We start from the raw sequence: 25,439 nt of genomic DNA, 5'->3' as shown, positions 1-25,439 counted from the left end.
TCTCCGAAGGGGCGAAATAACCACACCGAAGTGTGGTTAGAGTTAATACACCCGGTATTACTGGGTGCTTGTTGTGGTTGTGGTCGTGGTTCCGGTATTGGAACCATCACCGCCACCGGTTGCCGCCAGCGCGACACCCACGGCCGAGCCTACGGTGCTGGTCGCGGTTGCGGTAGAACTCCCCGCAGACGCAGACGTCGCAGCCGAACCCGCCGCTTCACCGACCTGAACCGGTGCTGCCCAGGCAGACGTTGCCGCAAGCGCAGATATGGCAAAAATGCCATAAAGTACTTTCTTCATATCAATTTCCCTTCAATGAATGAATGGAGATTTACCTGAAAAGAAATTCAGGCGGGATCGAGTATACACAACTAAAGCAGACGGATTGACGCAGCGGGAAATAACAGAAAGGTTTTCAGATAATTGGATGCAGGGAAATAAAAAGTCTATTTAATGAATTAAAAAACCATTAATTTCAATTAATTAAAATATACAGCGAGAGACGGGTTCTGCGTATACTCCTAAAATAGACCCTGATAACTATTGGGCTATTTGGCCTTTTCAGATAAAACTTATAATAGAAATTTGCGTAAGGTAACGGACAACAAGAATAGTCCGATAAAAAAATGCCGGCATGGTGCCGGCATCATTTATGACTCATTTATTACGCGCGCCACGCTTTATAACGGTTAATCAGACCGTTGGTTGAACTATCGTGGCTGGCGATATCTTTATCATCACTCAGCTCAGGCAGGATGCGGTTAGCCAGCTGTTTACCCAGCTCTACGCCCCACTGGTCAAAGGTGAAGATATTCAGGATCGCGCCCTGGGTGAAGATCTTGTGCTCATACAGCGCAATCAACGCCCCCAGGCTGAACGGAGTGATTTCGCGCAGCAGGATGGAGTTGGTTGGGCGGTTGCCTTCGAACACTTTAAACGGCACCACGTGGTCCAGCTGAGCCGGATCTTTACCCTGGTCGCGGTACTCCTGCTCTACCACTTCACGCGCTTTACCAAACGCCAGCGCTTCGGTCTGGGCGAAGAAGTTAGACAGCAGCTTCTGGTGGTGGTCAGACAGGGCATTATGGGTGATAGCCGGGGCGATGAAATCGCACGGTACCATTTTGGTGCCCTGGTGAATCAGCTGATAGAAGGCGTGTTGACCATTGGTGCCCGGTTCACCCCAAATAATTGGGCCGGTCTGGTAATCCACCGCGTTGCCATTACGGTCAACGTACTTACCGTTGGATTCCATGTTGCCCTGCTGGAAGTAGGCCGCAAAGCGGTGCATGTACTGGTCGTACGGCAGGATGGCTTCTGTTTCCGCACCGAAGAAGTTGTTGTACCAGATCCCGATCAGCGCCAGCAGCACCGGCAGGTTTTTCTCGGCAGGCGTCGTGGAGAAGTGTTTATCCATCGCGTGTGCGCCGGAGAGCAGTTCAACAAAGTTGTCGAAGCCTACGGAGAGGATGATCGACAGGCCAATGGCGGACCACAGGGAGTAACGGCCGCCCACCCAGTCCCAGAACTCGAACATGTTGGCCGTATCGATACCGAATTCGCCAACCGCTTTACCATTGGTAGAGAGCGCCGCGAAGTGTTTCGCCACGTGTTTGTTGTCGCCCGCGGTTTTCAGGAACCAGTCACGCGCGCTGTGGGCGTTGGTCATGGTCTCCTGGGTGGTGAAGGTTTTTGATGCCACCAGGAACAGCGTGGTTTCCGGGTTCACTTTCTTCAACACTTCCGCGATATGAGTGCCATCGACGTTAGAGACGAAGTGCATATTCAGATGATTTTTGTAAGGGCGCAGCGCTTCGGTCACCATGAACGGACCCAGGTCGGAGCCGCCGATACCGATGTTCACCACGTCGGTGATCGCTTTACCGGTATAGCCTTTCCAGTCGCCCGAAATAATGGCTTCTGAGAAGGTTTTCATTTTTTCCAGCACCGCGTTCACTTCCGGCATCACATCTTTGCCGTCAACGATGATAGGTGTATTGCTACGGTTACGCAGAGCCACGTGCAGCACGGCACGGTCTTCGGTGCGGTTGATCTTCTCGCCAGAGAACATGGACTTAATCGCCCCGGCCAGATCGGTCTCTTTCGCCAGGTCCAGCAGTTTGGCCAGCGTCTCTTCAGTGATACGGTTTTTAGAGAAGTCCACCAGCATCTGATCGTCAAAGGTCGCGGAGAACTTACTGAAACGATCTGCGTCTTTTGCGAAGAGGTCCGCGATCGAAACGTCTTTCATTTCGTCAAAGTGCTTTTGTAAAGCCTGCCAGGATGAAGTCTGCGTTGGATTGATGTTTTTCATAGCAATACTCTTCTGAATTGAGAATTGTGACTGCGGTCGATTGTAGCGCCTGCGAACAGAAATTGTGATGGTTTTTATGCCATTGCCCTGGTCTGCATCAAACGCATGTGAAAAGACCCGGAAAGTATAGCTGCTGTACTCTCTCCCTGACGCGGTGGATTGTTGTCCAGAAAGGGCAAAAACGAAGGATAAAATAATGGCCTGTTATAAGTCCTGTTACTGAGGGGTACCCCCCCATGAAAAATCCGCATAATCCCAGCATTGACAGGACTTCCCCCGCATTTTATTTATAGGGCCGTAATCTGCGGCTGCACCTGTTTTCGTTTCAATCTTGTGCCACGGTCGCTTTATTCATTCCCTGACACGAGGTTGTTATGACGAGTTTTGTGGTCGCTAAATTTGGCGGCACCAGTGTGGCTGATTATCAAGCCATGAACCGCAGCGCCGATGTGGTGCTGGCCGATCCGAATACTCGCCTGGTGGTGCTCTCTGCATCCGCTGGCGTGACGAATCTGCTGGTTGCGCTGTCAGAAGGACTGGAAGCGACTGAACGCTTCGTTAAACTCGACGCCTTGCGCCAAATTCAGTTCGATATTCTTGAGCATATGCAGAATCCAAACGTGATTCGCGAGGAGATCGAACGTCTGCTTGAGAACATCACCACCCTGGCAGAAGCCGCCTCGCTGGCGACCTCTACCGCGCTCACCGACGAACTGGTCAGCCACGGTGAGTTGATGTCCACCCTGCTGTTTGTCGAAATTCTGCGTGAACGTCAGGTTCAGGCCCAGTGGTTTGATGTGCGTAAAGTGATGCGCACCAACGACCGTTTTGGCCGCGCCGAGCCCGACATTGCCGCGCTGGCAGAGCTTACCGCGCAACAGCTGGCCCCGCGCCTGGCGGAAGGCATGGTCATTACTCAGGGCTTTATTGGTAGCGAAGCGAAAGGCCGTACCACCACCCTGGGCCGTGGTGGCAGCGACTACACCGCCGCACTGCTGGGCGAAGCGCTGCACGCGTCTCGCGTCGATATCTGGACCGACGTACCAGGCATTTACACCACCGATCCTCGCGTAGTACCGGCAGCAAAACGTATTGATGTTATCGCCTTCGAAGAGGCGGCAGAGATGGCCACCTTTGGGGCGAAAGTTCTGCACCCGGCGACGCTGTTGCCGGCCGTTCGCAGCGATATTCCGGTCTTTGTGGGTTCAAGTAAAGATCCAAAAGCCGGCGGAACCCTGGTGTGTAAAAACACCGAAAACCCACCGCTGTTCCGCGCGCTGGCCCTGCGTCGCAAGCAGACCCTGGTGACCCTGCACAGCCTGAATATGCTGCATTCCCGCGGTTTTCTGGCAGAAGTGTTTGGTATCCTGGCGCGCCATAATATCTCGGTAGATTTGATCACCACCTCTGAGGTAAGCATCGCCCTGACGCTGGATACCACCGGCTCAACCTCTACCGGCGATACGCTGCTGACTCAGTCGCTGCTGATGGAGCTCTCTTCGCTGTGCCGCGTGGAAGTCGAAGAGAACCTGGCGCTGGTGGCAATTATCGGTAACCAGCTCTCTCGCGCCTGTGGCGTGGGTAAAGAGGTCTTCGGGGTATTGGATCCGTTTAATATCCGTATGATTTGCTATGGCGCTTCCAGCTATAACCTCTGTTTCCTGGTACCGGGTGCCGAAGCGGAGCAGGTCGTGCAGAAGCTGCACCAGAACCTGTTCGAATAATAAAAAAGCCCGGTGCCATCGCAACCGGGCTTTTTTTAGCTCGCCAGCACTGTTTTCATCAACAGGGCATCCAGCGTTTTTATGTCGCCTTCACGGCCATCAGGCAGCGTAGGCGGCACCTCACCCCGCGCCAGCTCTTGCTGCAAAAACGCGTGCAGAAGCGGCCGTCGGGGGCCGTACTGCGCTTCACCGGCGCGCTGTTTGATAGCCAGGAGTTCATCTATTTCCTGGCGTAGCGGCGGCTCCAGCTCGCTTCCTGCCAACAGCTCGGCAAACCGCATCGGCGGCACCCCTCTGCCCGCTTCGACCCAGCGCACCGCTAACAGCGGACGCAGAACGTAAAAGTACTTCTTCAGCCGAACCTCATCCCCCTGCAAATAGCCGCGGAAGTTTTTCCGTGCCATGGAGTAGTAGTGCCAGCGTGCCCGCACCGGAGAAAACCACTGCGGGACTAATGCTCGCAGCTCCGCTAATACCGCGTCGTTCTGCTGATAGACCACCGGTGAATCGAGCCACTCGATTAAGGTGGGGTTCGCCGCCTTGAGCAAGCCCAGCGCTTTGCGCCATTCCCAGCCGCAAACATCCAGTTCGTCATCTATCGGCAGCTCTATCACATCGCGCTGCGGCTCAACGCGCAGGTACCATTCAGGTTGATGCACATAGAGAAAGCGTACGTCGTAGTCGCTATCCGGTGAGGCAAAGCCCCAGCCCCGGCTGCCCGATTCGCAGGCGTAAAGCACCTTCACGTTAAAGCGCCGTTCGACCTCTTCTAGCTGCTGCCGCACGCGGTCACGCATGGCGGCATCGACTCCGTTATTTGCCATCTTTTTATCCTTTTACACAGACCACCTGACGCAAGGTATGGACCACTTCGACCAGGGACGATTGCGCCGCCATCACGGCTTCGATGTCTTTATATGCCATGGGGATCTCATCGATCACCTCGCTGTCTTTCCGGCACTCCACATGGGCGGTGGCGCGGATCTGATCCGCCACGGTGAACCGTTTTTTCGCCGCCGTCCGGCTCATTACACGTCCGGCCCCGTGGCTGCAGGAGCAAAAACTCTCTTCATTGCCCAACCCGCGCACGATAAAGCTCTTCGCCCCCATTGAACCGGGGATAATCCCCAACTGCCCCTTTTGCGCCGACACCGCCCCTTTACGCGTAACCAGCACTTCTTCGCCAAAATGGTGCTCTTTCTGCACGTAGTTATGGTGGCAATTGACCGCCTCTTGCTGAGTCATAAAGGGTTTGGCGATTATGTGTGACAGTGCGCTCAGTACCCGGGACATCATCACCTCGCGGTTATGACGCGCAAAATCCTGTGCCCACTCCACGGCTTCGATGTAGTCGTCATAGTGGCGGCTCCCCTCCTGGAAATACGCCAGGTTTTTATCCGGCAAATGCGCGAGATGTTGCTGCATATCTTTCTGGGCCAGGGTGATAAACAGGTTGCCAATCGCATTTCCTACGCCGCGCGAACCGCTGTGCAGCATCACCCATACTCGCTGCTGTTCATCGAGGCACACTTCAATAAAGTGGTTACCGGTGCCCAGCGTACCCAGATGCTGATAATGGTTAGTTTTCAGCAACTGAGGGTATTTATCCGCCAGCCGTTTGAAGCGCGGCGCCAGCCCGGCCCAGTGGGTATCCACTTCCGCAGGAGGCGTTTCCCAGGCCCCTTTATCGCGACGAGAACGGGTGTTAGTCCGTCCGTGCGGCACCGCCCGCTCAATGGCGCTACGCAATCCGCTCAGGTTATCTGGCAGATCGCTGGCCACCAGCGAGGTGCGCACGGCGATCATCCCACAGCCGATATCGACGCCCACCGCCGCCGGAATAATGGCCCCTTTGGTCGGAATGACGCTGCCAATGGTCGACCCTTTACCGAGATGCACATCCGGCATCACCGCCAGATGTTTAAAGATAAAGGGCATTCTTGCGGTGTTCAGCAGTTGCTCTTGCGCCTCGGGCTCGACCGGAACCCCATGGGTCCACATTTTTACCGGCGCACTGTTCTGCGCCGTCAAAAGTTGAAATTCGTGATGCTGCATTGCACTACCCCTTTAGATTCACTAATCCGTGCAGGACTTGATCCAGGCCACCAAACACCGAGATTTTATCGATGCGTTCTGCCACTCTTTCCAGCGTTTCCAGCTCTTTTAAGCGCAGAGCGACCGGGTTGTTTTCCATCACTTTCGCCGTATTTAACAGCGAACGGGTGGCGGCGGTCTCTTCGCGTCGGCGGATGACGTTAGCCTGCGCCGATTTTTCAGCCTCAACCAGGCGGGAGAGGATGGTTTTCATATCCCCCGGTAAGACAATGTCTTTCACCCCTAGAGAGGCGATATCGATCCCAAAGGGTGCCATTCGGGCATCAACCTGCTTGCTGACCACCTCGTCAATGACCTGCTTATCTTCGAGCAATTCGTCCAGCGTACGGGTACCTACCGCTTCGCGCAGAGCAAACTGCAGTTCGCGGTACAGATGATCAAGCGGACGGGTAAGCTGGCCAAATGCCTGCAACACATCGCGATAACGCCAGTTCGCCGCAAGATTGAGGCGCAGGTTCACTTTATCCTTCGTCAGGATCTCCTGCCCCGCCACTTCCAGCACCTGCAAACGGGTATCGACTACCTCCGCCTCGACCAGATGATTCACTTTCCACCAGGCGCTCATGCCCGGCATTAACAACGGCTGGGTTTCACCATCGATTTTTAATACCCCCACGTGCCAGGCGGGCACCTGAACCACCTGTATCGCGTCACGCCCTTTCACCGCGCCGTTACGACGGGGCTGCAATACGGCAGCCATCACGTCGTCGGGCACCTGAACCTGGCGCGTGTCGAACCGCACCAGCTTCAGCGCGTCATCGTCCTGCCAGAACAGACGTCGGGAGGCGGGAGGGATCACCTCCTCAATGACGCCATTCCTGTACAACACCCCGACTTCATTATCTGTTAATTCAACGACCAGGCAGTATGTGTCTACCCAGGCTGGCTGGAAGCGGCGTAAATAGTCGGCGAGGGCTGCCGGGACTTCACTGCCGTCGCGGCTAACCACTAATACGTCCGGCGTGTTGAACCATGGCAGGCGGTGTTCACCCGCCTCAAGTACCTTGTAGTAATCGCCACGCTTCGCCAGCAGCGCCAGTTGACCTTTGCGTACCGTAATTTTTTTTATCATTTTATTTTCCTTTTAAAATCAGGGGCGGGTGCAGGAGCGAAATCGCAGGGGAGATCCCTCTTGCCTGCGATCCGGCACCGTTACCGGCCACCTTCTTTGGGGCTAAACACCGCCCCTCTTTACCCTTTACGAGTCACAACCAGTTTTCATTGGGGAAATGAATGGGGAATCGAACCCCTGGGTGTCATTGGTTGACGGAACGCCCCGGGAAAACAGTGTTCGCCGTTCCTGGTGCGCCGGCGGGGCCTTAACCCCCTGCGTGCTCAACGTACTGACAGAGGAGTTATTGCCATAAGCGTGCCAACAAAAGGAAAATGGCGAATAAATTTTTATGTATCTGAATTAATGGATATTTATTTTTTATTGTCTATTTTGACATTGCATGATCTGCAGATAATTTTTATCTTTTGATATCGGCTTTTATCTTGTGGGATAAACATGAAGAAACGGCGGGTAGTGATTGGCGTGCTAGGCACGGTGATGGATAAACGTGGAAAACGGGCAAACCGCTTTCGCAAATGGCGGCCTACCGTCGGGCTGTGTCAGCAGCCAGACTTTCCTGTCGACAGGCTGGAGCTCATTCACCAGCCGCACGATCAGAGCATGGCTCAGCAGATCGCAGAAGATATCGCCCTTCTTTCACCCCATACCGAGGTTCGCCCTTGCCCGGTCATCATAAAAGACCCCTGGGATTTTGAAGAGGTGTACGCTGCGTTTCTCGACTTTGCGACCCACTACCCCTTCGATACGGACAATGAAGAGTATCTGGTGCACATCACCACCGGGACGCACGTGGCGCAGATTTGCTGGTTTTTGCTGACCGAAGCGCGCTACCTCCCCGCCAGCCTGTTGCAAACCGGCCCGGCCGCCAGAGGCGCGCCGGAAGAGGCCATCGCCGCGGGCAGTTACTCAATCATCGACCTGGATTTGAGCCGGTATACGACCTTAACCAGCCGCTTTCAGCGCGAGCAGCAGCAGTCCGTTTCGTTCCTGAAAGCCGGAATCGACACCCGCAATGCCACTTTTAACGCCCTTATCGATCAGATTGAGCGCGTTGCGCTGCGTTCTACAGCGCCTCTACTGCTGACAGGCCCGACGGGGGCTGGCAAGTCGTTTCTCGCCAACCGTATTTATCAGCTTAAACAGGCGCGCCATCGGGTCTCTGGCAGATTAGTCGCGGTGAACTGCGCCACGCTGCGCGGCGACAACGCCATGTCGACGTTGTTCGGCCATGTGAAAGGGGCCTTTACCGGCGCGCAGACGGCCCGAACGGGGCTATTACGCGAGGCCGACGGCGGCGTGCTGTTTTTAGATGAGATTGCGGAACTGGGCCTCGACGAACAGGCCATGCTGTTAAAGGCCATTGAAGAGAAGACCTTTTTCCCGTTTGGCTCGGATAAAGAGGTGCAGAGTGATTTTCAGCTGATCGCGGGCACTCATCGGGATCTGCGCCAGTGGGTGGCGGAAGGTCGTTTTCGCGAAGATCTCTACGCCCGTATCAATATGTGGAGCTTTGCGCTGCCGGGGCTGGCACAGCGCCGGGAGGATATTGCGCCGAACGTAGAGTACGAATTGCACCGTTTTTCGACCGAAGCGCAGGCGCAGGTACGATTTGATAAAGACGCGCGCGAGCGCTATCTGCGCTTCGCCAGTTCTCCCTCCGCGCTGTGGCGCGGTAATTTCCGCGAACTGAGCGCATCGATAGCGCGCATGGCGACCCTTGCCGAACAGGGACGCATTACCCTGGTGCTGGTAGAAGAGGAAATTGAGCGCCTGCAGGCCAGCTGGCAAACAGCGTCGACAACGCCACTGCCTGAGATCGATCTCTTCGAGCAGCGTCAGCTGGAGACGGTGCTGGAGGTGTGTCGGCACAGTGCTTCACTCTCCGAGGCGGGCCGTGAGCTTTTTGCTGTTTCGCGATTAAAAAAGGCGAATCCAAACGATGCCGACAGGTTACGTAAATACCTGGCCCGCTTTGGGCTGAGCTGGGAGAGCCTCCGCGCGGGATCATGAAGAGAATTTGTTTGAATAAAATTCATTAGCAGGATAAACAATACCTATGGCCGGGCTCGAACCCGGCTTTTTTTATAAAGAAACAACACAACACAATCGCAAGGAAAACCTATGTTAGCCGTTATCACCAGGCTGTTCCCGCTATGGGCACTGCTGCTCTCTGTACTCGCGTATTACACGCCCACCCATTTCACCGCCATTGGCCCCTGGATCACAACCCTGCTGATGCTGATTATGTTCGGCATGGGCGTCCATTTAAAAATCGACGACTTTAAGCGCGTGCTGTCGCGCCCGGCACCGGTCGCAGCGGGCACTTTCCTGCACTACCTGATCATGCCGCTCGCCGCCTGGCTGCTGGCGATGGCGTTTAAAATGCCGCCTGACCTCTCTGCCGGCATGGTACTGGTGGGCAGCGTTGCCAGCGGAACCGCCTCTAACGTAATGATCTATCTGGCAAAAGGGGATGTCGCACTTTCGGTGACTATCTCTTCGGTGTCGACCCTGGTGGGCGTGATCGCCACCCCGCTGTTAACCCGCCTGTACGTTGATGCGCATATTCAGGTGGATGTGATGGGAATGCTGCTCAGCATCCTGCAAATCGTGGTGATCCCTATTGCGCTGGGTCTGGTTATTCACCATCTTTTCCCGCGCGTGGTAAAGGCGGTTGAGCCGTATCTGCCCGCCTTTTCGATGGTCTGTATTCTGGCAATTATCAGCGCCGTGGTGGCCGGCTCGGCTGCACATATCGCCTCCGTCGGCTTTGTCGTTATTATTGCGGTGGTGCTGCACAACATTATCGGGCTGCTGAGTGGCTACTGGGGCGGTAAGCTCTTTGGCTTTGATGAATCCACCTGCCGCACGCTGGCCATTGAAGTGGGGATGCAGAACTCCGGCCTGGCGGCGGCGCTTGGCAAGATCTACTTTTCACCGCTGGCGGCATTGCCGGGCGCGCTGTTCTCCGTCTGGCACAACCTGTCCGGCTCTCTGCTGGCGGGCTACTGGTCCGGCAAAGCGATTGATGAACAACCGAAAAAAGATGCGGTAAAGCAGGGTTAATTGGCGACACTTGCTTTACACTGAAGCCTCCCCTTCAGGAGGCTTCGCAATGGCGACACCCCGTTTGACCCAGAAAGAGATGACAGAAGCCGAGCAGCGCGAACTCAAAACGCTACTCGATCGCGCCCGTATCGCGCATGGCCGTACGCTAACGAACGCCGAAACCAATCAGGTTAAAAAAGAGTACATCGATAAACTGATGGCGCAGCGTGAAGCCGCGGCGAAGAAAGCCCGCAAGCTGAAAAAAGAGCAGGCTTATAAACCGGATGCAGAGGCGACCTTCTCCTGGTCAGCCAATACATCAACCCGTGGAAGGCGCTAATTAGCGCCCTTTCTTTTTACGGCCCGGCTGGGTAAAGCGTTTCCCCGCGGGCTTGCCCCGCCCTTTTTCTTCAGCAGGCGGCGCCTTCACGACCGGGCGCTTAATCGCCTGCGTTTTCGGTTTTGCTTTCGCCTTTGGCTTCGCTTCAGAAGAGGAGTTTTCGATCAGCCTGAACAGCTCAATCAGCTCGTCACCGGTCAGGTCGCGCCACTCGCCCAGCGGAATACCGGACAGGCTGACGTTCATAATGCGCGTGCGCTCGAGCTTTGTGACTTCATAGCCGAAATGCTCGCACATACGACGGATCTGGCGGTTTAGTCCCTGTACCAATGTAATGCGAAACGAGAATGGCCCCTCTTTCTTCACCTTACATTTCTTCGTGACGGTGCCCAAAATCGGCACGCCTGCGCCCATGCCCTGGATAAATTCATCGGTGACCGCTTTGTTCACCGTCACAATGTACTCTTTCTCGTGATCGTTACCGGCACGCAGGATTTTGTTAACCAGATCGCCATGGTTGGTGAGGAAAATCAGCCCCTGGGAGTCTTTATCCAGGCGGCCAATCGGGAAGATACGGGTGCTGTGGTTGACGAAATCAACGATGTTATCGCGCTCGCCATCTTCGGTGGTGCTAACGATGCCAACCGGTTTGTTCAACGCGATAAATACCAGGTCTTCTGCATCACGCGGCTCGATGAGTTGACCATTTACTTTCACCACGTCGCCGGGCGTAACCTGGTCGCCAATGGTGGCGCGTTTGCCGTTGATAAACACGTTACCCTGTTCGATGTAACGGTCTGCTTCGCGACGTGAGCAAATTCCGCTCTCGCTAATGTATTTATTTAATCGGGTTGATTGTTCTGGCAGCATAGTTTCTCCTGTGAAGGGCGAAATATACCTTACCTTGCGGCTGACAAAAAAGGCTTAGTAACCGTTGATGAGAAAATCGAGCGCATCACGCAATGACGCCCGGTTTTGCGTAAGATCGGCGACACACCTGCCCAACTCTGTTGGTGAAATGCCTGCCATCATGTGCATCATGACCACACAGGGCTTACCCGCTATCTCAACGACAGGGCATACTTTCCCAGGTGGCTGAACGCCTCGAAGATGGCTAAGTTCAACGGCGGGGGCGACAAGAAGGTGCTTCATCACATTGGCCACGGGATGCTGCATATTGATTAGCCAGGGATATGCCGTTTTACCCCTACCTTCATTCTCATAAGCAAAATATTGCTTCATCAGAAAGATCTCTGAAAGTCACTAAAGGAGCCGTTTTCCTCTACCCACTGGTTAATAGCCTCGATAGAGGCTTTATTTTCTTCTAACCACGCGGCGCGCTGATGCACACGAAACTGCTCCTGAAGTGCAGCCGTGAGTACAGCGGAGAGATTAAGATTAAGACGTCGCGCCTCTTCAAGAATTTCTGGTGCTAAAGACACATTAACTGATTTTTTATTGCCAGAAGTAGTGCGCATGAGAACCCCCATCGAAATGCGCATGAATTGGCGAAGTGTAGCGTAATAAACAACCATTTTCTATTCCCTTAAAATCATAAGGTTTTAAGCGTAAATGGCGCTTTAAAAGGTGTCACGCCTCGCAACATGGTTTTGCGAGGCGCTTTCAGAGATTAATACTCATCCCGCTCATCATCTTCGTCCGGCTGCTCCATCACGCTATACGCCACCGCGCAGAACAGCGAATTAAGACGCTTCATATCCCCCAGCAGGCCCAGGTGTAGGGAGCTGGTTTCGATGCTTTGCACGTTCTGCTGATGCAGACGCTCGACGTGAGCGTGGGAATAACGGCGGTTAAGGATGCGGAAACGGTGCTTGTTACGGCGCAGGCGGCGGGCGCTGGGCACATCTCCGGAGAAGAAGACCGACATGGCCAGCTTCAGGTTACTCACCAGCTGTTCGTGTAACGCTTCCAGCTCTTGTAACCCTTCAAGGGAGAATGCGCGACGGGCCGCCAGCGATTTGTCGGCGATTTCACTGCCCATTCGTTCAACAATATCGGATGCCTGCTCAAGGTTAAGCGACATTTCGATAATCTCCGCCCAGCGGCGGGACTCCTCTTCCGCCAGTTCATCCTGCGGCATGCGAGCCAGATAGAGCTTGATAGCGGTGTAGAGCACGTTGATATCGTCGGCGAGTTTACGCAGCGCTTTCTCTTCCCGCGGTTCGCCACGCATCACTTTTTGCAGCCCATCGAGCATGGTTTCCATGGCATCGCCCATCCGCAACGTCTCGCGGGCAGCATTGGCCAGCGCCAGCGCTGGCGTATCCAGCGCGGAGGTATCCAGGTGCTTGGGTTTGAGGCGCGAATCCAGCTCGGGCTCGTCGCGGATCATCCGTTCGCAGAAGCGCGCCATCGGCCCGGCGAAAGGCACCATCGCCAGGCAGCGCACCAGGTTGTAGAAGACGTGGAAGTAGATCACCAGCTCTGCCTTCGGCAGTGGCAGGTTATCCATCAGGTTTGCCAGCGGGTGAACAAACGGCAGGATGATCAAACTGCCCACCAGCTTAAACAGCAGGCTGCCCAGCGCCACGCGGCGGGCAGCGGCATTGGCGGCGCTGTTGTTGAGCATCGCCAGCAGGCCGGAGCCAAGGTTAGCGCCAATCACCAGACAGAGCGCCACCGGGAAAGAGATGGCACCGGCGGCCGTTAACGTCGCCGTCAGTAGCACCGCCGCCAGGCTGGAGTAGCTGACAATGGCAAAGACCGCGCCGATGAGCGCATCCAGCATGATATCGCCGGTCAGGGAGGCAAAGATGACCTGCACACCGTTGGCCTGAGTGATCGGCGTAACGGCCTGCACAATCAGCTCTAGCGCCAGCAGGATCAGACCGAGGCCAATCCCCACGCGCCCGAGTTGCCCGGCGCGGGTCTGCTTACGCCCCAGAAAGAAGATAACGCCGATAAAAATCAGCAGCGGCGAGAGCCAGGAGAGATCGAATGTCAGGACACGCGCCATCAGCGCGGTACCCACATCGGCACCGAGCACGATCACCAGCGCAGGGGTCAACGCCACCAGGTCCTGCGCCACAAAGGAGGTGACCAGCATGGTCGTAGCATTACTGCTTTGCACCAAAGCAGTCACGCCAATGCCCGCGCAAAAGGCGAGCGGCTTCTTCTCAACGCTTCGGCTAAGAACGGTACGTAAACGTGCGCCGAACACGCGCATCACGCCGGTACGGACAATATGGGTACCCCATACCAGCAGCGCCACTGCAGAGAGCAGGTGTAACAGAGTCAGCACGGAAGTGGTTTCTCCTTATCGTTAATTCATCCTTACTCCAGTATAAGGGTTTAAATGTAAGAAAGAGAAAGGGCGCCCGATGAGCGCCCTGTTAGTTGTAAGGAAAGGTGACGTGAGTTCTGGCACAGCCAGATCAGGCACAGGGCGTCCCGAGTGAGGCAGCCCTGCTGCGAGCGGGCAGGTTAATCGGCATCGTAACCGAGGTTAGGTGCTAACCAGCGCTCCACTTCCGACACGCTCATCCCTTTGCGTCGGGCATAGTCTTCAATCTGATCGCGCTGAAGCTGCGCCACTGCGAAGTATTTACTGTCGGGATGGCTGAAGTACCAGCCGGAAACGGACGCGCCAGGCCACATGGCGAAGGACTCAGTGAGCTTCATTCCGGTATGAGCCTCTACGTCCAGTAATTTCCAGATGGTGCCCTTTTCAGTGTGTTCCGGACAGGCCGGATAGCCCGGCGCCGGACGGATACCCTGGTAGTTTTCGCGGATCAGATCCTCGTTGCTGAGGTTCTCGTTCGCCGCATAGCCCCAGTGCACTTTACGCACGCGCTCGTGCAGATACTCTGCAAAGGCCTCTGCCAGACGGTCGGCGATCGCTTTCACCATGATTTTGTTGTAATCATCATGCTGCGCGTCAAACGCGTCTGCCAGCGCATCCTCTTCCAGGCCGCCGGTTACGGCGAAGGCGCCGATGTAATCTGCTTTTCCGGAAAGCTTCGGTGCCACAAAATCGGCGAGGCAGTAGTTGGCAAAGCCGATTTTCTCGGTTTGCTGACGCAGATGGCGACTGACGGCCAGCACCTGGGTACGGGTTTCATCCCGATAAATTTCCACGTCATCGCCCACGCGGTTGGCCGGGAACAGGCCCACTACGCCGCGCGGATTAAGGGTTTTCTCCGCACTCAGGGTATCGAGCATGTCGTTGGCATCTTTGAACAGGCGCTTCGCCTCTTCCCCCACCACCTCGTCTTCGAGGATACGCGGGTACTTGCCCGCCAGCGACCAGGTCATAAAGAATGGCGTCCAGTCGATGTAGTTACGCAGCGTTTCGATGCTGGCGGTGACCTCCTGCACGCCCAGACGATGTGCCACCGGCGGCGTATAGGCAGACCAGTCAAACGCCAGATCGTTTTCCCGTGCCGCCTGCAGCGTGACCGGCGGCGTGCGTGGTTTTTTACGACCATGCTGGATGCGCACGGTTTCGTACTCTTTACGGGTACGCGCGACAAAGTCATCGCGCTGAGTTTCGGAGAGCAGCGCGGATACCACGCCCACGGTGCGCGAGGCGTTCTGCACGTATACCGTCGGCCCGCTGTAGTTCTGCTCGATTTTCACCGCCGTGTGCGCTTTTGAGGTGGTGGCTCCGCCAATCAGCAGCGGAATGGTAAAGCCCTGCCGCTCCATCTCTTTTGCCACGTTGACCATCTCGTCCAGCGACGGGGTAATCAGCCCGGAGAGGCCAATCAGGTCGGCGTTCACTTCCCGCGCGGTTTTGAGGATTTTCTCCGCCGGGACCATGACGCCGAGGTCGATAATCTCGTAGTTGTTGCACTGCAAAACCACGCCGACGATATTCTTGCCGATGTCGTGCACGTCGCCTTTTACCGTGGCGATGACCATTTTGCCGTTGCTGGAGCCTTTCTCTTTGCTGGCTTCGATGTACGGCTCAAGGTAGGCCACCGCCTGTTTCATTACGCGTGCGGATTTCACCACCTGCGGCAGGAACATTTTGCCCTCGCCGAAGAGATCGCCCACCACGTTCATGCCGTCCATCAGCGGGCCTTCAATCACCTCTATCGGGCGCGCAGCCTGCTGGCGGGCCTCTTCGGTATCGATTTCAATAAATTCGGTAATGCCCTTGACCAGTGAATACTCCAGACGCTTTTTCACGTCCCAGGCGCGCCATTCGGCCTGCTGAACATTGACTGCGTCATCAGATTTACTGCCGCGGTATTTCTCCGCCAGCTCCAGCATACGCTCGGTGGCGTCGTCGCGGCGGTTAAGGATCACATCCTCTACCGCGTCGCGCAGTTCGGCGGGCAGGTCGTCGTAAATCGCCAGCTGTCCGGCGTTGACGATGCCCATGTCCATGCCGTTGCGGATGGCATAGTAGAGGAACACGGCGTGAATGGCCTCACGTACCGGGTCGTTACCGCGGAACGAGAACGAGACGTTCGATACGCCGCCGGAGATCAGCGCGTGCGGCAGCTCGCGTTTAATGTCTTCACAGGCGCCAATAAAGTCCTGCGCGTAGTTGTTATGCTCTTCAATGCCGGTTGCCACGGCAAAGATATTCGGGTCGAAGATGATGTCTTCCGGTGGGAAGCCTACCTCTTCGGTCAAAATCTTGTATGCGCGGCGGCAGATCTCAATTTTGCGCTCGCGGGTATCGGCCTGGCCGACTTCGTCAAAGGCCATCACCACCACGGCGGCACCGTAACGACGCACCTGCTTCGCATGGTGGATAAAACTCTCGACCCCCTCTTTCATCGAAATTGAGTTAACGATGCCTTTGCCCTGGATACACTTCAGCCCTTTTTCGATGACGTCCCATTTGGAGGAGTCGATCATGATCGGCACGCGGGCGATGTCTGGCTCACCGGCAATCAGATTCAGGAAGCGCACCATCGCCGCTTCGGCGTCGAGCATCCCCTCATCCATATTGATGTCGATGATCTGCGCACCGCTCTCTACCTGCTGACGCGCTACGTCCAGCGCTTCGCTGTACTTCTCTTCTTTGATCAGACGTTTAAACTTCGCGGAACCGGTCACGTTAGTACGTTCCCCGACGTTCACAAACAGGCTGTCATCGCCGATGGTCAACGGCTCAAGGCCGGAGAGGCGGCAGGCAACCGGGATGTCCGGCAGCTTGCGCGGCGGCAGCCCGGCTACCGCGTTACTCATGGCGGCGATGTGTTCCGGTGTGGTACCGCAGCAGCCGCCGACGATATTCAGGAAGCCAGACTCGGCCCACTCGCGGATTTGTGCCGCCATGGTGTCGGCATCCAGATCGTATTCACCAAAGGCGTTTGGCAGCCCGGCGTTCGGGTGCGCGGTGACGTAGCATTCTGCGATGCGGGACAGCTCCTGCACGTACTGGCGCAGTTCGTCCGGCCCCAGGGCGCAGTTCAGGCCGAAGGTGAGCGCGTCGGCGTGGCGCAGTGAGTTGTAAAATGCTTCGGTGGTCTGCCCGGAGAGGGTACGCCCGGAGGCGTCGGTGATAGTGCCGGAAATCATGATCGGCAGATCCACGCCCAGCGCCTCGAACTCCTCTTTGACGGCGTAAATCGCGGCTTTCGCGTTCAGGGTGTCGAAAACGGTTTCAATCAGAATCAGATCGGAACCGCCCTCCACCAGCGCACGGGTCGACTCGCGGTAGGCAGCCACCAGCTGATCGAAACTGATATTGCGAAACGCCGGGTCGTTAACATCTGGTGAGATAGAGGCGGTGCGGTTTGTCGGCCCCAGTACGCCGGCAACGTAGCGCGGTTTTTCTGGCGTGCGGGCGGTCCACTCATCGGCGCAGGCGCGGGCCAGCTTTGCCGCCTCGTAGTTGATCTCCGCCGACAGGGATTCCATCTCATAATCCGCCATGGCGATAGTGGTCGAGTTAAAGGTGTTCGTCTCAACGATATCGGCACCCGCCTCGAAGTAGGCGTAATGGATAGCCGCGATGATCTCAGGCTTACTGAGCACCAGCAGATCGTTGTTACCTTTCAGATCGCAGGGCCAGTCGGCGAAGCGCTCGCCGCGGAAATCCTCTTCACTCAGACGATAGCTCTGGATCATGGTGCCCATGCCGCCATCCAGCACCAGAATGCGTTCATTTAACTGCGCGCGCAGTTGATCTACTTTGCTACTCACACTCGCTCCCGACTACGCTCAACAAGGCCATAAGGCTGCATTCCATACTGGCATAATCTTGCAGGGTGGAAAAGTCACACAGCGGTAACATGAGACAAGTTCAGCATCACACCTCCGACCAGCAATGAAAGCGGTTGCAAAAGCAGCAAATAAAACGAAAATGATTTCCACGATACAGAAAAAGGAGCCCATCATGGTCGCTACCGTTCCCGCCAAACGCGGCAGAAAACCTGCTGCCAACGCCGCACCGCAAAGTGGGCAAGTTCAGTCATTGACCCGTGGGTTAAAACTGCTGGAGTGGATTGCCGAATCACACAGTAGCGTCGCGCTGACCGAGCTGGCACAGCAGGCTGGCCTGCCGAACTCCACGACGCACCGCCTGCTCACCACCATGCAGCAGTTGGGCTTTGTGCGTCAGGTGGGTGAGCTGGGCCACTGGGCAGTGGGTGCGCACGCGTTTATCGTGGGCAGCAGCTTTTTGCAGACGCGCAATCTGCTGGCCATTGTCCACCCTATCCTGCGTAAACTGATGGAAGAGTCTGGCGAGACGGTGAACCTGGCGGTGCTGGACCAGAGCGATCATCAGGCGATTATTATCGACCAGGTGCAGTGTACGCAGCTGATGCGTATGTCAGCCCCCATTGGCGGCAAACTGCCGATGCACGCCTCGGGTGCAGGGAAGGCGTTTCTTTCTCAGTTGAGCGAAGAGCAGGTGACGGGGCTGTTGCACCGCAAAGGGCTGCACGCTTATACCCATGCCACGCTGGTCTCTCCCGTGCACCTGAAAGAGGACCTGGCCCTGACCCGCAAGCGCGGTTACTCCTTTGATGACGAAGAGCATGCGCTGGGTCTGCGCTGTCTGGCAGCCTGTATTTTTGACGAGCACCGCGAGCCGTTTGCGGCCATCTCTATCTCCGGCCCCATTTCGCGCATGACCGACGATCGGGTGACCGAGCTGGGGGCGCTGGTCATCAAAGCCGCGAAAGAGGTGACGCTGGCCTATGGAGGGGTGCGCTGAATGAGCAATTTAAAAGCGTACTGGCAGGATAAATATCCTCAGGCTTTTTGCTGGTCGTTCGGCGATTCACCCGAAATGGCCGATGAGCTGGCCGCCCTGGTCGTCGCCGGGAAGAAGCGCGGCACCTGCGGCTCGTTAGCCAGTTATCAGCAAGAGCTGCCACCCGTCACGCCCGGCGCCATGCATATTGTACTCAACGGTAAAGGCGATGCCGTCTGCGTCATTCGCACCATGGCGCTTCGAATCATACGCTTTAACGAAATGAGCCCTGAACTGGCGGCCCTGGAAGGCGAAGGCGATCTCAGCCTGGCTTACTGGCAATCGGCCCACCAGGCCTTCTTCGAGCGCGAAGGCAGCTGGTCGCCGGAGATGGAGCTGGTTTATGAAGAGTTCACCGTCGTCGAGACCGCCGAAACGCCGTAACGAATACAAAACCGTTGGCGGCGGCGATAGGCGTAAACATCCTCGACATGCCCCTGTTTAATGCGTGACTGCAAACCGCGCCAGTAATCGGCGCGGAACAGGTCGGCGTGCATCTCTTCAAATAGCGGCCCGATGCGCGGGTCAGCGCATAACCAGTGACGAAACTCCTCCGGGAAGACATCCCCCGGCGAGACGCTGTACCAGGGTTCACTGGCCAGCTCATCTTCGGGATAGCGCGGCGGCGGGATATCGCGGAAATTCACCTCCGTCATATAGCAAATTTCATCGTAATCGTAGAACACCACCCTTCCGTGTCGGGTGACGCCAAAGTTTTTGAAGAGCATATCGCCAGGAAAGATATTGGCTGCCGCCAGCTGCCGAATGGCATTACCGTACTCTTCAATAGCATCGCGCAGCGCCTGCCCTTCTACCTGCTCCAGCCAGATATTGAGCGGCACCATACGCCGCTCGATATAAAGATGGCTGATGGCAACCTGATCGCCAAGATCGGTGATTTTGCCGGAGGCCTCCTGCAACAGAAGCGCCATTAAAGCCGGGTCTATCTGCCGCTTATCCAGAACAAAATTTTCAAACTCTTGCGTATCGGCCATCCGCCCCACGCGGTCATGCTCTTTAACCAGCTGATAGCAGGCGCGGACATGCGCAGCGGTCATCTCCTTTTGCGGCGCGAACTGATCTTTAATGACTTTAAAAACCCGATCAAATCCCGGCAGGGTAAAGACCAGCATCACCATGCCACGAATCCCGGGCGCCTCAATAAATCGCTCATCCGCGCGGCTGACGTACTGTACATACTCGCGGTAGCTTTCCGTTTTGCCGTGCTTCTGACAGCCAATCGCCATATACAGCTCGGCCGTGGTTTTTCCCGGCAGGAGCTCGCGCAGCCACTCTACCAGGGCCGCAGGCAACGGTGCGTACACCATGAAATAGGAGCGGGCGAAGCCAAACACGATGCTGGCTTCGGCATGGGTGGTCAGGCAGGTATCGATAAACAGCTCGCCCGCATCGCTACGATGAATGGGCAATAGCAGCGGGACCGTGGCGGAGGGCATGACCAGCTTCCCCACCAGCCAGGCGGCCTTATTGCGATAAAAGAGTTCGTTCGCCACCTGTAAATGGCTCTGCCTGAGTAGCGCGTCGCCGAACGATTCACGCAGATGCGCATGGATAAACCCGATATCGCGCGATTTATCCTGCCAGGGTAAACGCAGTGGCAAATCACTTAATACCCGGTGGAGCAGCGCTTCCCAGCCATTATCGGGCCAAAAATCTTTCGCCAGCGGGCGCGGGATGGTGCGAAATCGGCGCTCTGGCTGAGAGCTGAAAATAAATAACCGCTCAGGCGATAACGAGCGGTGGTCAAATAACCGGCAATAGACGGAGTTGAAAAAGCTCTCCGCAATCTCGAAGCGCGGGTAATCCGGCAATAGCTGGGTATAGTGCGCCTTTACGCATAGCAGGAAGGCCTCATCGGTGCTTTTGCCCTCGGTAATACAGTGCAACTGCTCTACCACCAGGCCGACGTGATGATCGTAAAGGTGGATGCGCTGCTTCATGGCCTGTTGCACGGCATGCCAGTCGGCATTTTCAAAGCGCTGCTGGGCACCGGCGGTCACTTCCAGAAAACGGCCGTACTGGGCGTCGAAGCCCTGCAGAATGGTTTGTGCAATCAGTAATTCCAGGCCACGCGACATAACGTTCTCCAGTGCCCCTCACCCTCTTCTCATGGAGAGAGGGTGAGGGGAAAATATCAGAACTGGGCTTCTTCGGTTGACCCCGTTAACGCGGTCACGGAGGAGGTTCCACCCTGGATGATGGTGGTGACGTTATCGAAGTAGCCTGTTCCCACCTCCTGTTGATGTGAAACGAAGGTGTAACCCTCTTTACCCGCTGCAAATTCAGGCTGCTGCACTTTTTCAACATAGTGCTTCATGCCCTCTCCCTGTGCGTAAGCATGCGCCAGGTCGAACATGTTGAACCACATGCTATGGATACCGGCCAGGGTGATGAACTGGTATTTGTAGCCCATATCAGAGAGCTGCTGCTGGAAGCTGGCGATGGTTTTATCGTCGAGATTTTTCTGCCAGTTAAAGGACGGGGAGCAGTTATACGCCAGCAGTTTGCCCGGGTACTTCGCGTGGATGGCGTCGGCAAAGCGTTTCGCTAGCGCCAGGTCTGGCGTGGAGGTTTCGCACCACACCAGGTCAGCATAGGGGGCGTAGGCCAGACCACGGCTAATAGCCTGCTCAATGCCGGCATGGGTGCGGTAGAACCCCTCGCGGGTGCGCTCGCCGGTGATAAATTCGCTGTCGTAGGGGTCGCAATCCGAGGTGATCAGATCTGCCGCATCTGCGTCAGTTCGGGCGATGACCAGCGTTGGTACGCCCAGCACGTCCGCTGCCAGACGAGCCGCAACCAATTTCTGAATGGCTTCCTGCGTGGGAACCAGTACCTTGCCCCCCATATGGCCACACTTCTTCACCGAGGCGAGCTGATCTTCAAAGTGAACGGCCGCTGCACCGGCTTCAATCATCGATTTCATCAATTCGAAGGCGTTAAGTACACCACCAAACCCGGCTTCCGCATCGGCAACGATCGGCAGGAAGTAATCTACAAAACGGGGATCGTTAGGCTCAATCCCGGCCGCCCACTGGATCTGATCCGCCCGACGGAAGCTATTGTTGATCCGATCCACCACCGAAGGGACAGAGTTCGCCGGGTAGAGCGATTGATCCGGATACATGCTTGAGGCCAGGTTAGCATCTGCTGCCACCTGCCAGCCGGAGAGATAGACCGCCTCAATCCCGGCCTTTGCCTGCTGCAGCGCCTGGCCACCGGTTAACGCGCCGAGGCTATTGATATAACCTTTTTTGGCGCCCCCGTGCAGCAGCTTCCACATTTTCGCCGCGCCATGCTGTGCAAGCGTGCACTCCGGATTGACCGAGCCGCGTAATTTCACCACTTCCTCTGCGCTGTACGGGCGACAGATGCCTTCCCAGCGCGGTTGGGTCCACTCTTTTTGTAATTCTTCGATTTGTTGGGTACGGGTTTTCATGTGCAGATGCTCCATATTATATTCCTGGCTTCCCAGGCGTTATCAGTGAAGACAGTTTGGCCACGTGAGCAGCACAGAAACCGGCACGTACTTATAGTACGGAAGGGTTTTGAGCACTGCCCCGCGCCAAAATGGCGAACAATACAGCCCGGGCCTTTACGCCAGCAGGCGATAGCCTGGCAGGGTGAGGAAGTCGATTAAGTCATCTGATGTCGTGATTTGCTCCATCAGGCGGGCGGCGTCGGCAAAACGTCCGCTACTGAAACGGTGTTCTCCCAGCTCTTCCTGAATGTTTTGCATCTCTTCTGCCAGCATCTGACGGAACAGGGATTTGGTTACCGGCTTGCCGTTGCTGAGTGTTTTTTGATGATGAATCCACTGCCAGATGGACGTGCGCGATATTTCCGCCGTGGCCGCATCTTCCATCAGACCGTAGATGGGCACGCAGCCATTGCCGGAGATCCAGGCTTCGATGTACTGCACGGCGACGCGAATGTTGGCACGCATCCCCTCTTCCGTACGCTCGCCGTCACTCGGCTCCAGCAATTGGCTGGCGCTGACTGGCGCATCATCGGCGCGGGTAACATGCAGCTGGTTTGGGTTATCTCCGAGGATGCGACTGAAGACCTCCATCGCGGTGTCAGCCAGGCCCGGGTGTGCCACCCAGGTGCCATCGTGGCCGTTACGCGCTTCCAGCTCTTTATCTGCCTTCACTTTGGTCAGCACCTGGTTGTTACGTTCGGCATCTTTGCTCGGAATAAAGGCCGCCATGCCGCCCATGGCAAACGCGCCGCGTCTGTGACAGGTTTTGATCAGGAGGCGTGAATAGGCACTGAGGAACGCTTTATCCATGGTTACCACCTGACGATCCGGTAAGACGCGGTCCGGGTAGTTCTTCAGGGTTTTGATATAGCTAAAGATGTAATCCCAGCGTCCACAGTTCAGCCCGACGATGTGGTCGCGCAGGGCGTGAAGGATTTCATCCATCTGGAAGACGGCCGGCAGCGTCTCAATAAGCAGCGTGGCTTTGATGGTACCGCGCGGCAAATTGACGCGATCCTCGGCATAACTGAAGACTTCGCTCCACCAGGCGGCTTCTTGCCATGACTGAGTTTTTGGCAGATAGAAGTAAGGGCCGCTACCTTTGGCCAGCAGGCTTTTGTGGTTATGGAAAAAGTAGAGTGCGAAATCAAACAGGCTGCCCGGAATCGCTTCCCCGCGCCAGGTGACATGTTTTTCCGGCAGATGCAGGCCGCGAACGCGGCTGATCAATACTGCCGGGTTAGGCTTGAGTTGGTAAATTTTCCCGGCTTCGTTGGTATAGCTGATGGTGCCGTTTACGGCATCGCGCAGATTGATCTGTCCCTCGATTACTTTACGCCAGTCCGGTGCCAGTGAGTCTTCAAAATCTGCCATAAAGACTTTGACGTTAGCGTTCATGGCATTGATCACCATTTTACGTTCAACCGGTCCGGTGATCTCTACACGGCGATCCTGCAAATCAGCAGGAATACCGCGAATTTGCCAGTCACTTTCACGAATGGAAGCTGTTTCCGAAATAAAGTCAGGCAACCTGCCATTATCAATCTCTTGCTGCTGCTGGATGCGCGCAGCCAGCAGTTTGTTGCGCTTTGGCGTAAAGCGCGTCACCAGCTCAGTCAGGAACTCGACCGCCTCTGGCGTCAAAATTTGTTGCTCCCGCTCGCTATACGGCTGAGTAAACACCAGTTCAGCGTCTGTGGTTGCCTGTTGAGTCATTGTGTTGCTCCTCTTCAAAGATCCAAAAACAGTTTCCCAATGCGCGCGAAAGATCGTTGTTCGGTTTTCGCTCAGCAAAGATAAGACTATCTATAATTTTCTTAAAATCAAAAACAATTTCCATTTTAATTTAGGATGTCATTTAAGCCTTTGATTAGACTGTTTTTTAAAAAATATCTGAAGGTGAGCGGTATTTCGGAAATAAAAAAGGCACCCGAAGGTGCCTGAGAAAGAGTGCTGAAACGCTTTAGGATCGTTTCGGGCAGGAGATTACTCCAGCGTTGGATTCATGTGGCGCAGATCGTATGGCGTGATCTGGTAGACGTAATAGTTGAGCCAGTTGGTAAACAGCAAATTCCCGTGGCTGCGCCAGGATGCTCTCGGCGTGTTCTGTGGATCATTTTTTGGAAAATAGTTGTACGGCAACTCAGGCGACAAACCGGCTTCCACGTCGCGGAAATATTCGCCCGCCAGCGTATCGGGATCATACTCCGGATGGCCGGTCACAAACGCGATTCGCTTGTCTTTACTGGCAAACAGATAGGCATCACCGTCTTCAGTCTCTGCGAGGATGTCGAGATCCGTGTAATCACGAATGAGCGCCGCCGGGAAATCGGCATAACGGGAATGGGGCGCCAGGAAAGTGTCATCGAACCCGCGCGTCAGCAGTGCGTGGGGATGAAGAATATGGTGTTCATAAACGCCAGACAGCTTTTCGCTACGGGTTTGCTTCGGTATACCGTAGAGAATATTCAGCGCGGCTTGTACTGCCCAACAGACAAAAAGCGTTGAAGTGACATGATCCTTTGCCCATTCAAGCACTTGCTTGATCTGCGGCCAGTACGCAACGTCATTAAATTCCACCAGGCCGAGCGGGGCTCCCGTGACAATCAGGCCATCGAAGTTATCGTTGCGGATATCGTCGAAATTACAATAAAAGTTATTGAGGTGTTCTGATGGTGTATTGCGAGACTCTCGCGCATCGATACGAAGCAACTGGATATCGACCTGCAGCGGCGAGTTGGAGAGCAGGCGAAGAAACTGATTTTCAGTCTCGATCTTTTTCGGCATCAGGTTGAGGATAAGAACCTTCAGAGGACGAATTTCCTGACCTGTAGCACGTGAAGCCGTCATTACAAAGACGTTCTCATCACGCAAGAAATTAACGGCTGGTAGCTCGTCCTGCACCCGAATTGGCATAACCTTACATCCTCAAAGCATACGTATAAACGTTTAGACATCCAGATAGCTGACAATAACCAGGAATCGTCGAAATGTCGAGTCAGGGATGGGAAAGGTGAGAAAGTTTCAAGGAAGGTAAATGGTAGGAGCGGATGGACTCTACAATGGACAAGATTGCAAAGCAAAAAACCCCGCACCTTACGGTACGGGGTTCTTCTAATTGATGCCTGGCAGTTCC

20 protein-coding genes are annotated in these 25,439 nt (G+C 55.5%); 6 read left to right on the top strand and 14 right to left on the bottom strand.

Annotated elements, in window-relative coordinates; genetic code table 11:
• Positions 1-57 precede the first annotated feature (57 nt).
• Entirely contained in the window at positions 58-300 is a 243-nt protein-coding gene (gene yjbE, locus B2Q93_RS18440) for an exopolysaccharide production protein YjbE (protein WP_040077635.1), read from the bottom strand.
• Positions 301-664: 364 nt separating this feature from the next.
• A complete protein-coding gene (gene pgi, locus B2Q93_RS18435; protein ID WP_207292794.1) occupies positions 665-2,314 on the bottom strand; it encodes a glucose-6-phosphate isomerase in 1,650 nt (549 codons plus the stop codon).
• Between the two features lie 374 nt (positions 2,315-2,688).
• Between pgi and lysC the strand changes: the two genes are divergently transcribed.
• A complete protein-coding gene (gene lysC, locus B2Q93_RS18430) occupies positions 2,689-4,038 on the top strand; it encodes a lysine-sensitive aspartokinase 3 (RefSeq protein ID WP_286934025.1) in 1,350 nt (449 codons plus the stop codon).
• A 35-nt stretch (positions 4,039-4,073) separates the two neighbouring features.
• Here lysC and B2Q93_RS18425 read toward each other — a convergent pair whose 3' ends face one another.
• Genes B2Q93_RS18425 through B2Q93_RS18415 form a run of 3 tightly spaced genes read right to left on the bottom strand, consistent with a single transcriptional unit; the run spans position 4,074 to position 7,225 of the window.
• Positions 4,074-4,862 carry a nucleotidyltransferase domain-containing protein gene (locus B2Q93_RS18425; RefSeq protein WP_040077640.1) on the bottom strand — a complete coding sequence of 263 codons (789 nt, stop codon included), beginning with the start codon at positions 4,860-4,862 and terminating at the stop codon, positions 4,074-4,076.
• Between the two features lie 4 nt (positions 4,863-4,866).
• Entirely contained in the window at positions 4,867-6,093 is a 1,227-nt protein-coding gene (locus B2Q93_RS18420; protein ID WP_286934024.1) for an RtcB family protein, read from the bottom strand.
• A gap of 4 nt (positions 6,094-6,097) precedes the next feature.
• Entirely contained in the window at positions 6,098-7,225 is a 1,128-nt protein-coding gene (locus tag B2Q93_RS18415) for a slipin family protein (RefSeq protein WP_040077642.1), read from the bottom strand.
• Between the two features lie 438 nt (positions 7,226-7,663).
• Between B2Q93_RS18415 and rtcR the strand changes: the two genes are divergently transcribed.
• The 3 genes from rtcR (at position 7,664) to B2Q93_RS18400 (ending at position 10,616) form a co-directional block, all read left to right on the top strand.
• On the top strand, positions 7,664-9,238 hold the full coding sequence (gene rtcR / locus B2Q93_RS18410; RefSeq protein ID WP_286934022.1) for an RNA repair transcriptional activator RtcR: 1,575 nt from the start codon (positions 7,664-7,666) through the stop codon (positions 9,236-9,238).
• Positions 9,239-9,349: 111 nt separating this feature from the next.
• Entirely contained in the window at positions 9,350-10,294 is a 945-nt protein-coding gene (gene panS / locus B2Q93_RS18405; protein WP_046885553.1) for a ketopantoate/pantoate/pantothenate transporter PanS, read from the top strand.
• 49 nt (positions 10,295-10,343) lie between these two features.
• Positions 10,344-10,616, top strand: coding sequence for a DUF3811 domain-containing protein (locus tag B2Q93_RS18400; protein WP_207292788.1), 273 nt, complete (start codon positions 10,344-10,346; stop codon positions 10,614-10,616).
• Here B2Q93_RS18400 and rluF read toward each other — a convergent pair whose 3' ends face one another.
• The 5 genes from rluF to metH all read right to left on the bottom strand — a co-directional run bounded on the left by rluF (position 10,617) and on the right by metH (position 17,744).
• Positions 10,617-11,486, bottom strand: coding sequence for a 23S rRNA pseudouridine(2604) synthase RluF (gene rluF / locus B2Q93_RS18395; RefSeq protein ID WP_046885554.1), 870 nt, complete (start codon positions 11,484-11,486; stop codon positions 10,617-10,619).
• Positions 11,487-11,540: 54 nt separating this feature from the next.
• On the bottom strand, positions 11,541-11,858 hold the full coding sequence (locus B2Q93_RS18390; RefSeq protein WP_286934021.1) for a CcdB family protein: 318 nt from the start codon (positions 11,856-11,858) through the stop codon (positions 11,541-11,543).
• On the bottom strand, positions 11,858-12,151 hold the full coding sequence (locus B2Q93_RS18385; RefSeq protein WP_046885555.1) for a type II toxin-antitoxin system CcdA family antitoxin: 294 nt from the start codon (positions 12,149-12,151) through the stop codon (positions 11,858-11,860). Before B2Q93_RS18385 ends, B2Q93_RS18390 begins: the two co-directional genes overlap by 1 nt.
• A 95-nt stretch (positions 12,152-12,246) precedes the next feature.
• On the bottom strand, positions 12,247-13,878 hold the full coding sequence (locus B2Q93_RS18380; protein WP_046885556.1) for a Na/Pi cotransporter family protein: 1,632 nt from the start codon (positions 13,876-13,878) through the stop codon (positions 12,247-12,249).
• 182 nt (positions 13,879-14,060) lie between these two features.
• Positions 14,061-17,744, bottom strand: coding sequence for a methionine synthase (gene metH / locus B2Q93_RS18375; RefSeq protein WP_040077651.1), 3,684 nt, complete (start codon positions 17,742-17,744; stop codon positions 14,061-14,063).
• A 193-nt stretch (positions 17,745-17,937) separates the two neighbouring features.
• Between metH and iclR the strand changes: the two genes are divergently transcribed.
• Together iclR and B2Q93_RS18365 are read left to right on the top strand one after the other, a co-directional pair.
• Positions 17,938-18,762 (top strand): glyoxylate bypass operon transcriptional repressor IclR, encoded by an 825-nt coding sequence (gene iclR / locus B2Q93_RS18370; RefSeq protein ID WP_154298839.1) that lies wholly within the window; start codon positions 17,938-17,940, stop codon positions 18,760-18,762.
• Entirely contained in the window at positions 18,763-19,185 is a 423-nt protein-coding gene (locus B2Q93_RS18365) for an ASCH domain-containing protein (RefSeq protein ID WP_046885558.1), read from the top strand. It abuts the gene before it with no gap.
• On the opposite strand, the gene aceK is transcribed toward B2Q93_RS18365, so the two are convergent.
• The 4 genes from aceK to metA all read right to left on the bottom strand — a co-directional run bounded on the left by aceK (position 19,143) and on the right by metA (position 25,219).
• Complete coding sequence (aceK, locus tag B2Q93_RS18360; RefSeq protein WP_286934020.1) at positions 19,143-20,900, bottom strand: bifunctional isocitrate dehydrogenase kinase/phosphatase; 1,758 nt, start codon at positions 20,898-20,900, stop codon at positions 19,143-19,145. The two genes, B2Q93_RS18365 and aceK, sit on opposite strands and share 43 nt — an antisense overlap.
• A gap of 56 nt (positions 20,901-20,956) precedes the next feature.
• The gene (gene aceA, locus B2Q93_RS18355; protein WP_040078628.1) at positions 20,957-22,261 is read right to left on the bottom strand and encodes an isocitrate lyase; all 1,305 of its coding nucleotides are present in this window, start codon (positions 22,259-22,261) and stop codon (positions 20,957-20,959) included.
• Positions 22,262-22,417: 156 nt separating this feature from the next.
• Positions 22,418-24,019: a malate synthase A gene (aceB, locus tag B2Q93_RS18350; RefSeq protein ID WP_286934015.1), complete on the bottom strand. Its 1,602-nt coding sequence runs from the start codon at positions 24,017-24,019 to the stop codon at positions 22,418-22,420.
• Positions 24,020-24,289: 270 nt separating this feature from the next.
• Positions 24,290-25,219: a homoserine O-acetyltransferase MetA gene (metA, locus tag B2Q93_RS18345; RefSeq protein ID WP_040077655.1), complete on the bottom strand. Its 930-nt coding sequence runs from the start codon at positions 25,217-25,219 to the stop codon at positions 24,290-24,292.
• Between the last annotated feature and the right edge of the window lie 220 nt (positions 25,220-25,439).

This window comes from Leclercia sp. UBA5958, assembly GCF_002430365.1.
Classification (GTDB): Bacteria; Pseudomonadota; Gammaproteobacteria; order Enterobacterales; family Enterobacteriaceae; genus Enterobacter; species Enterobacter pneumoniae.
This window is presented reverse-complemented; position numbering and strand designations above follow the sequence as displayed.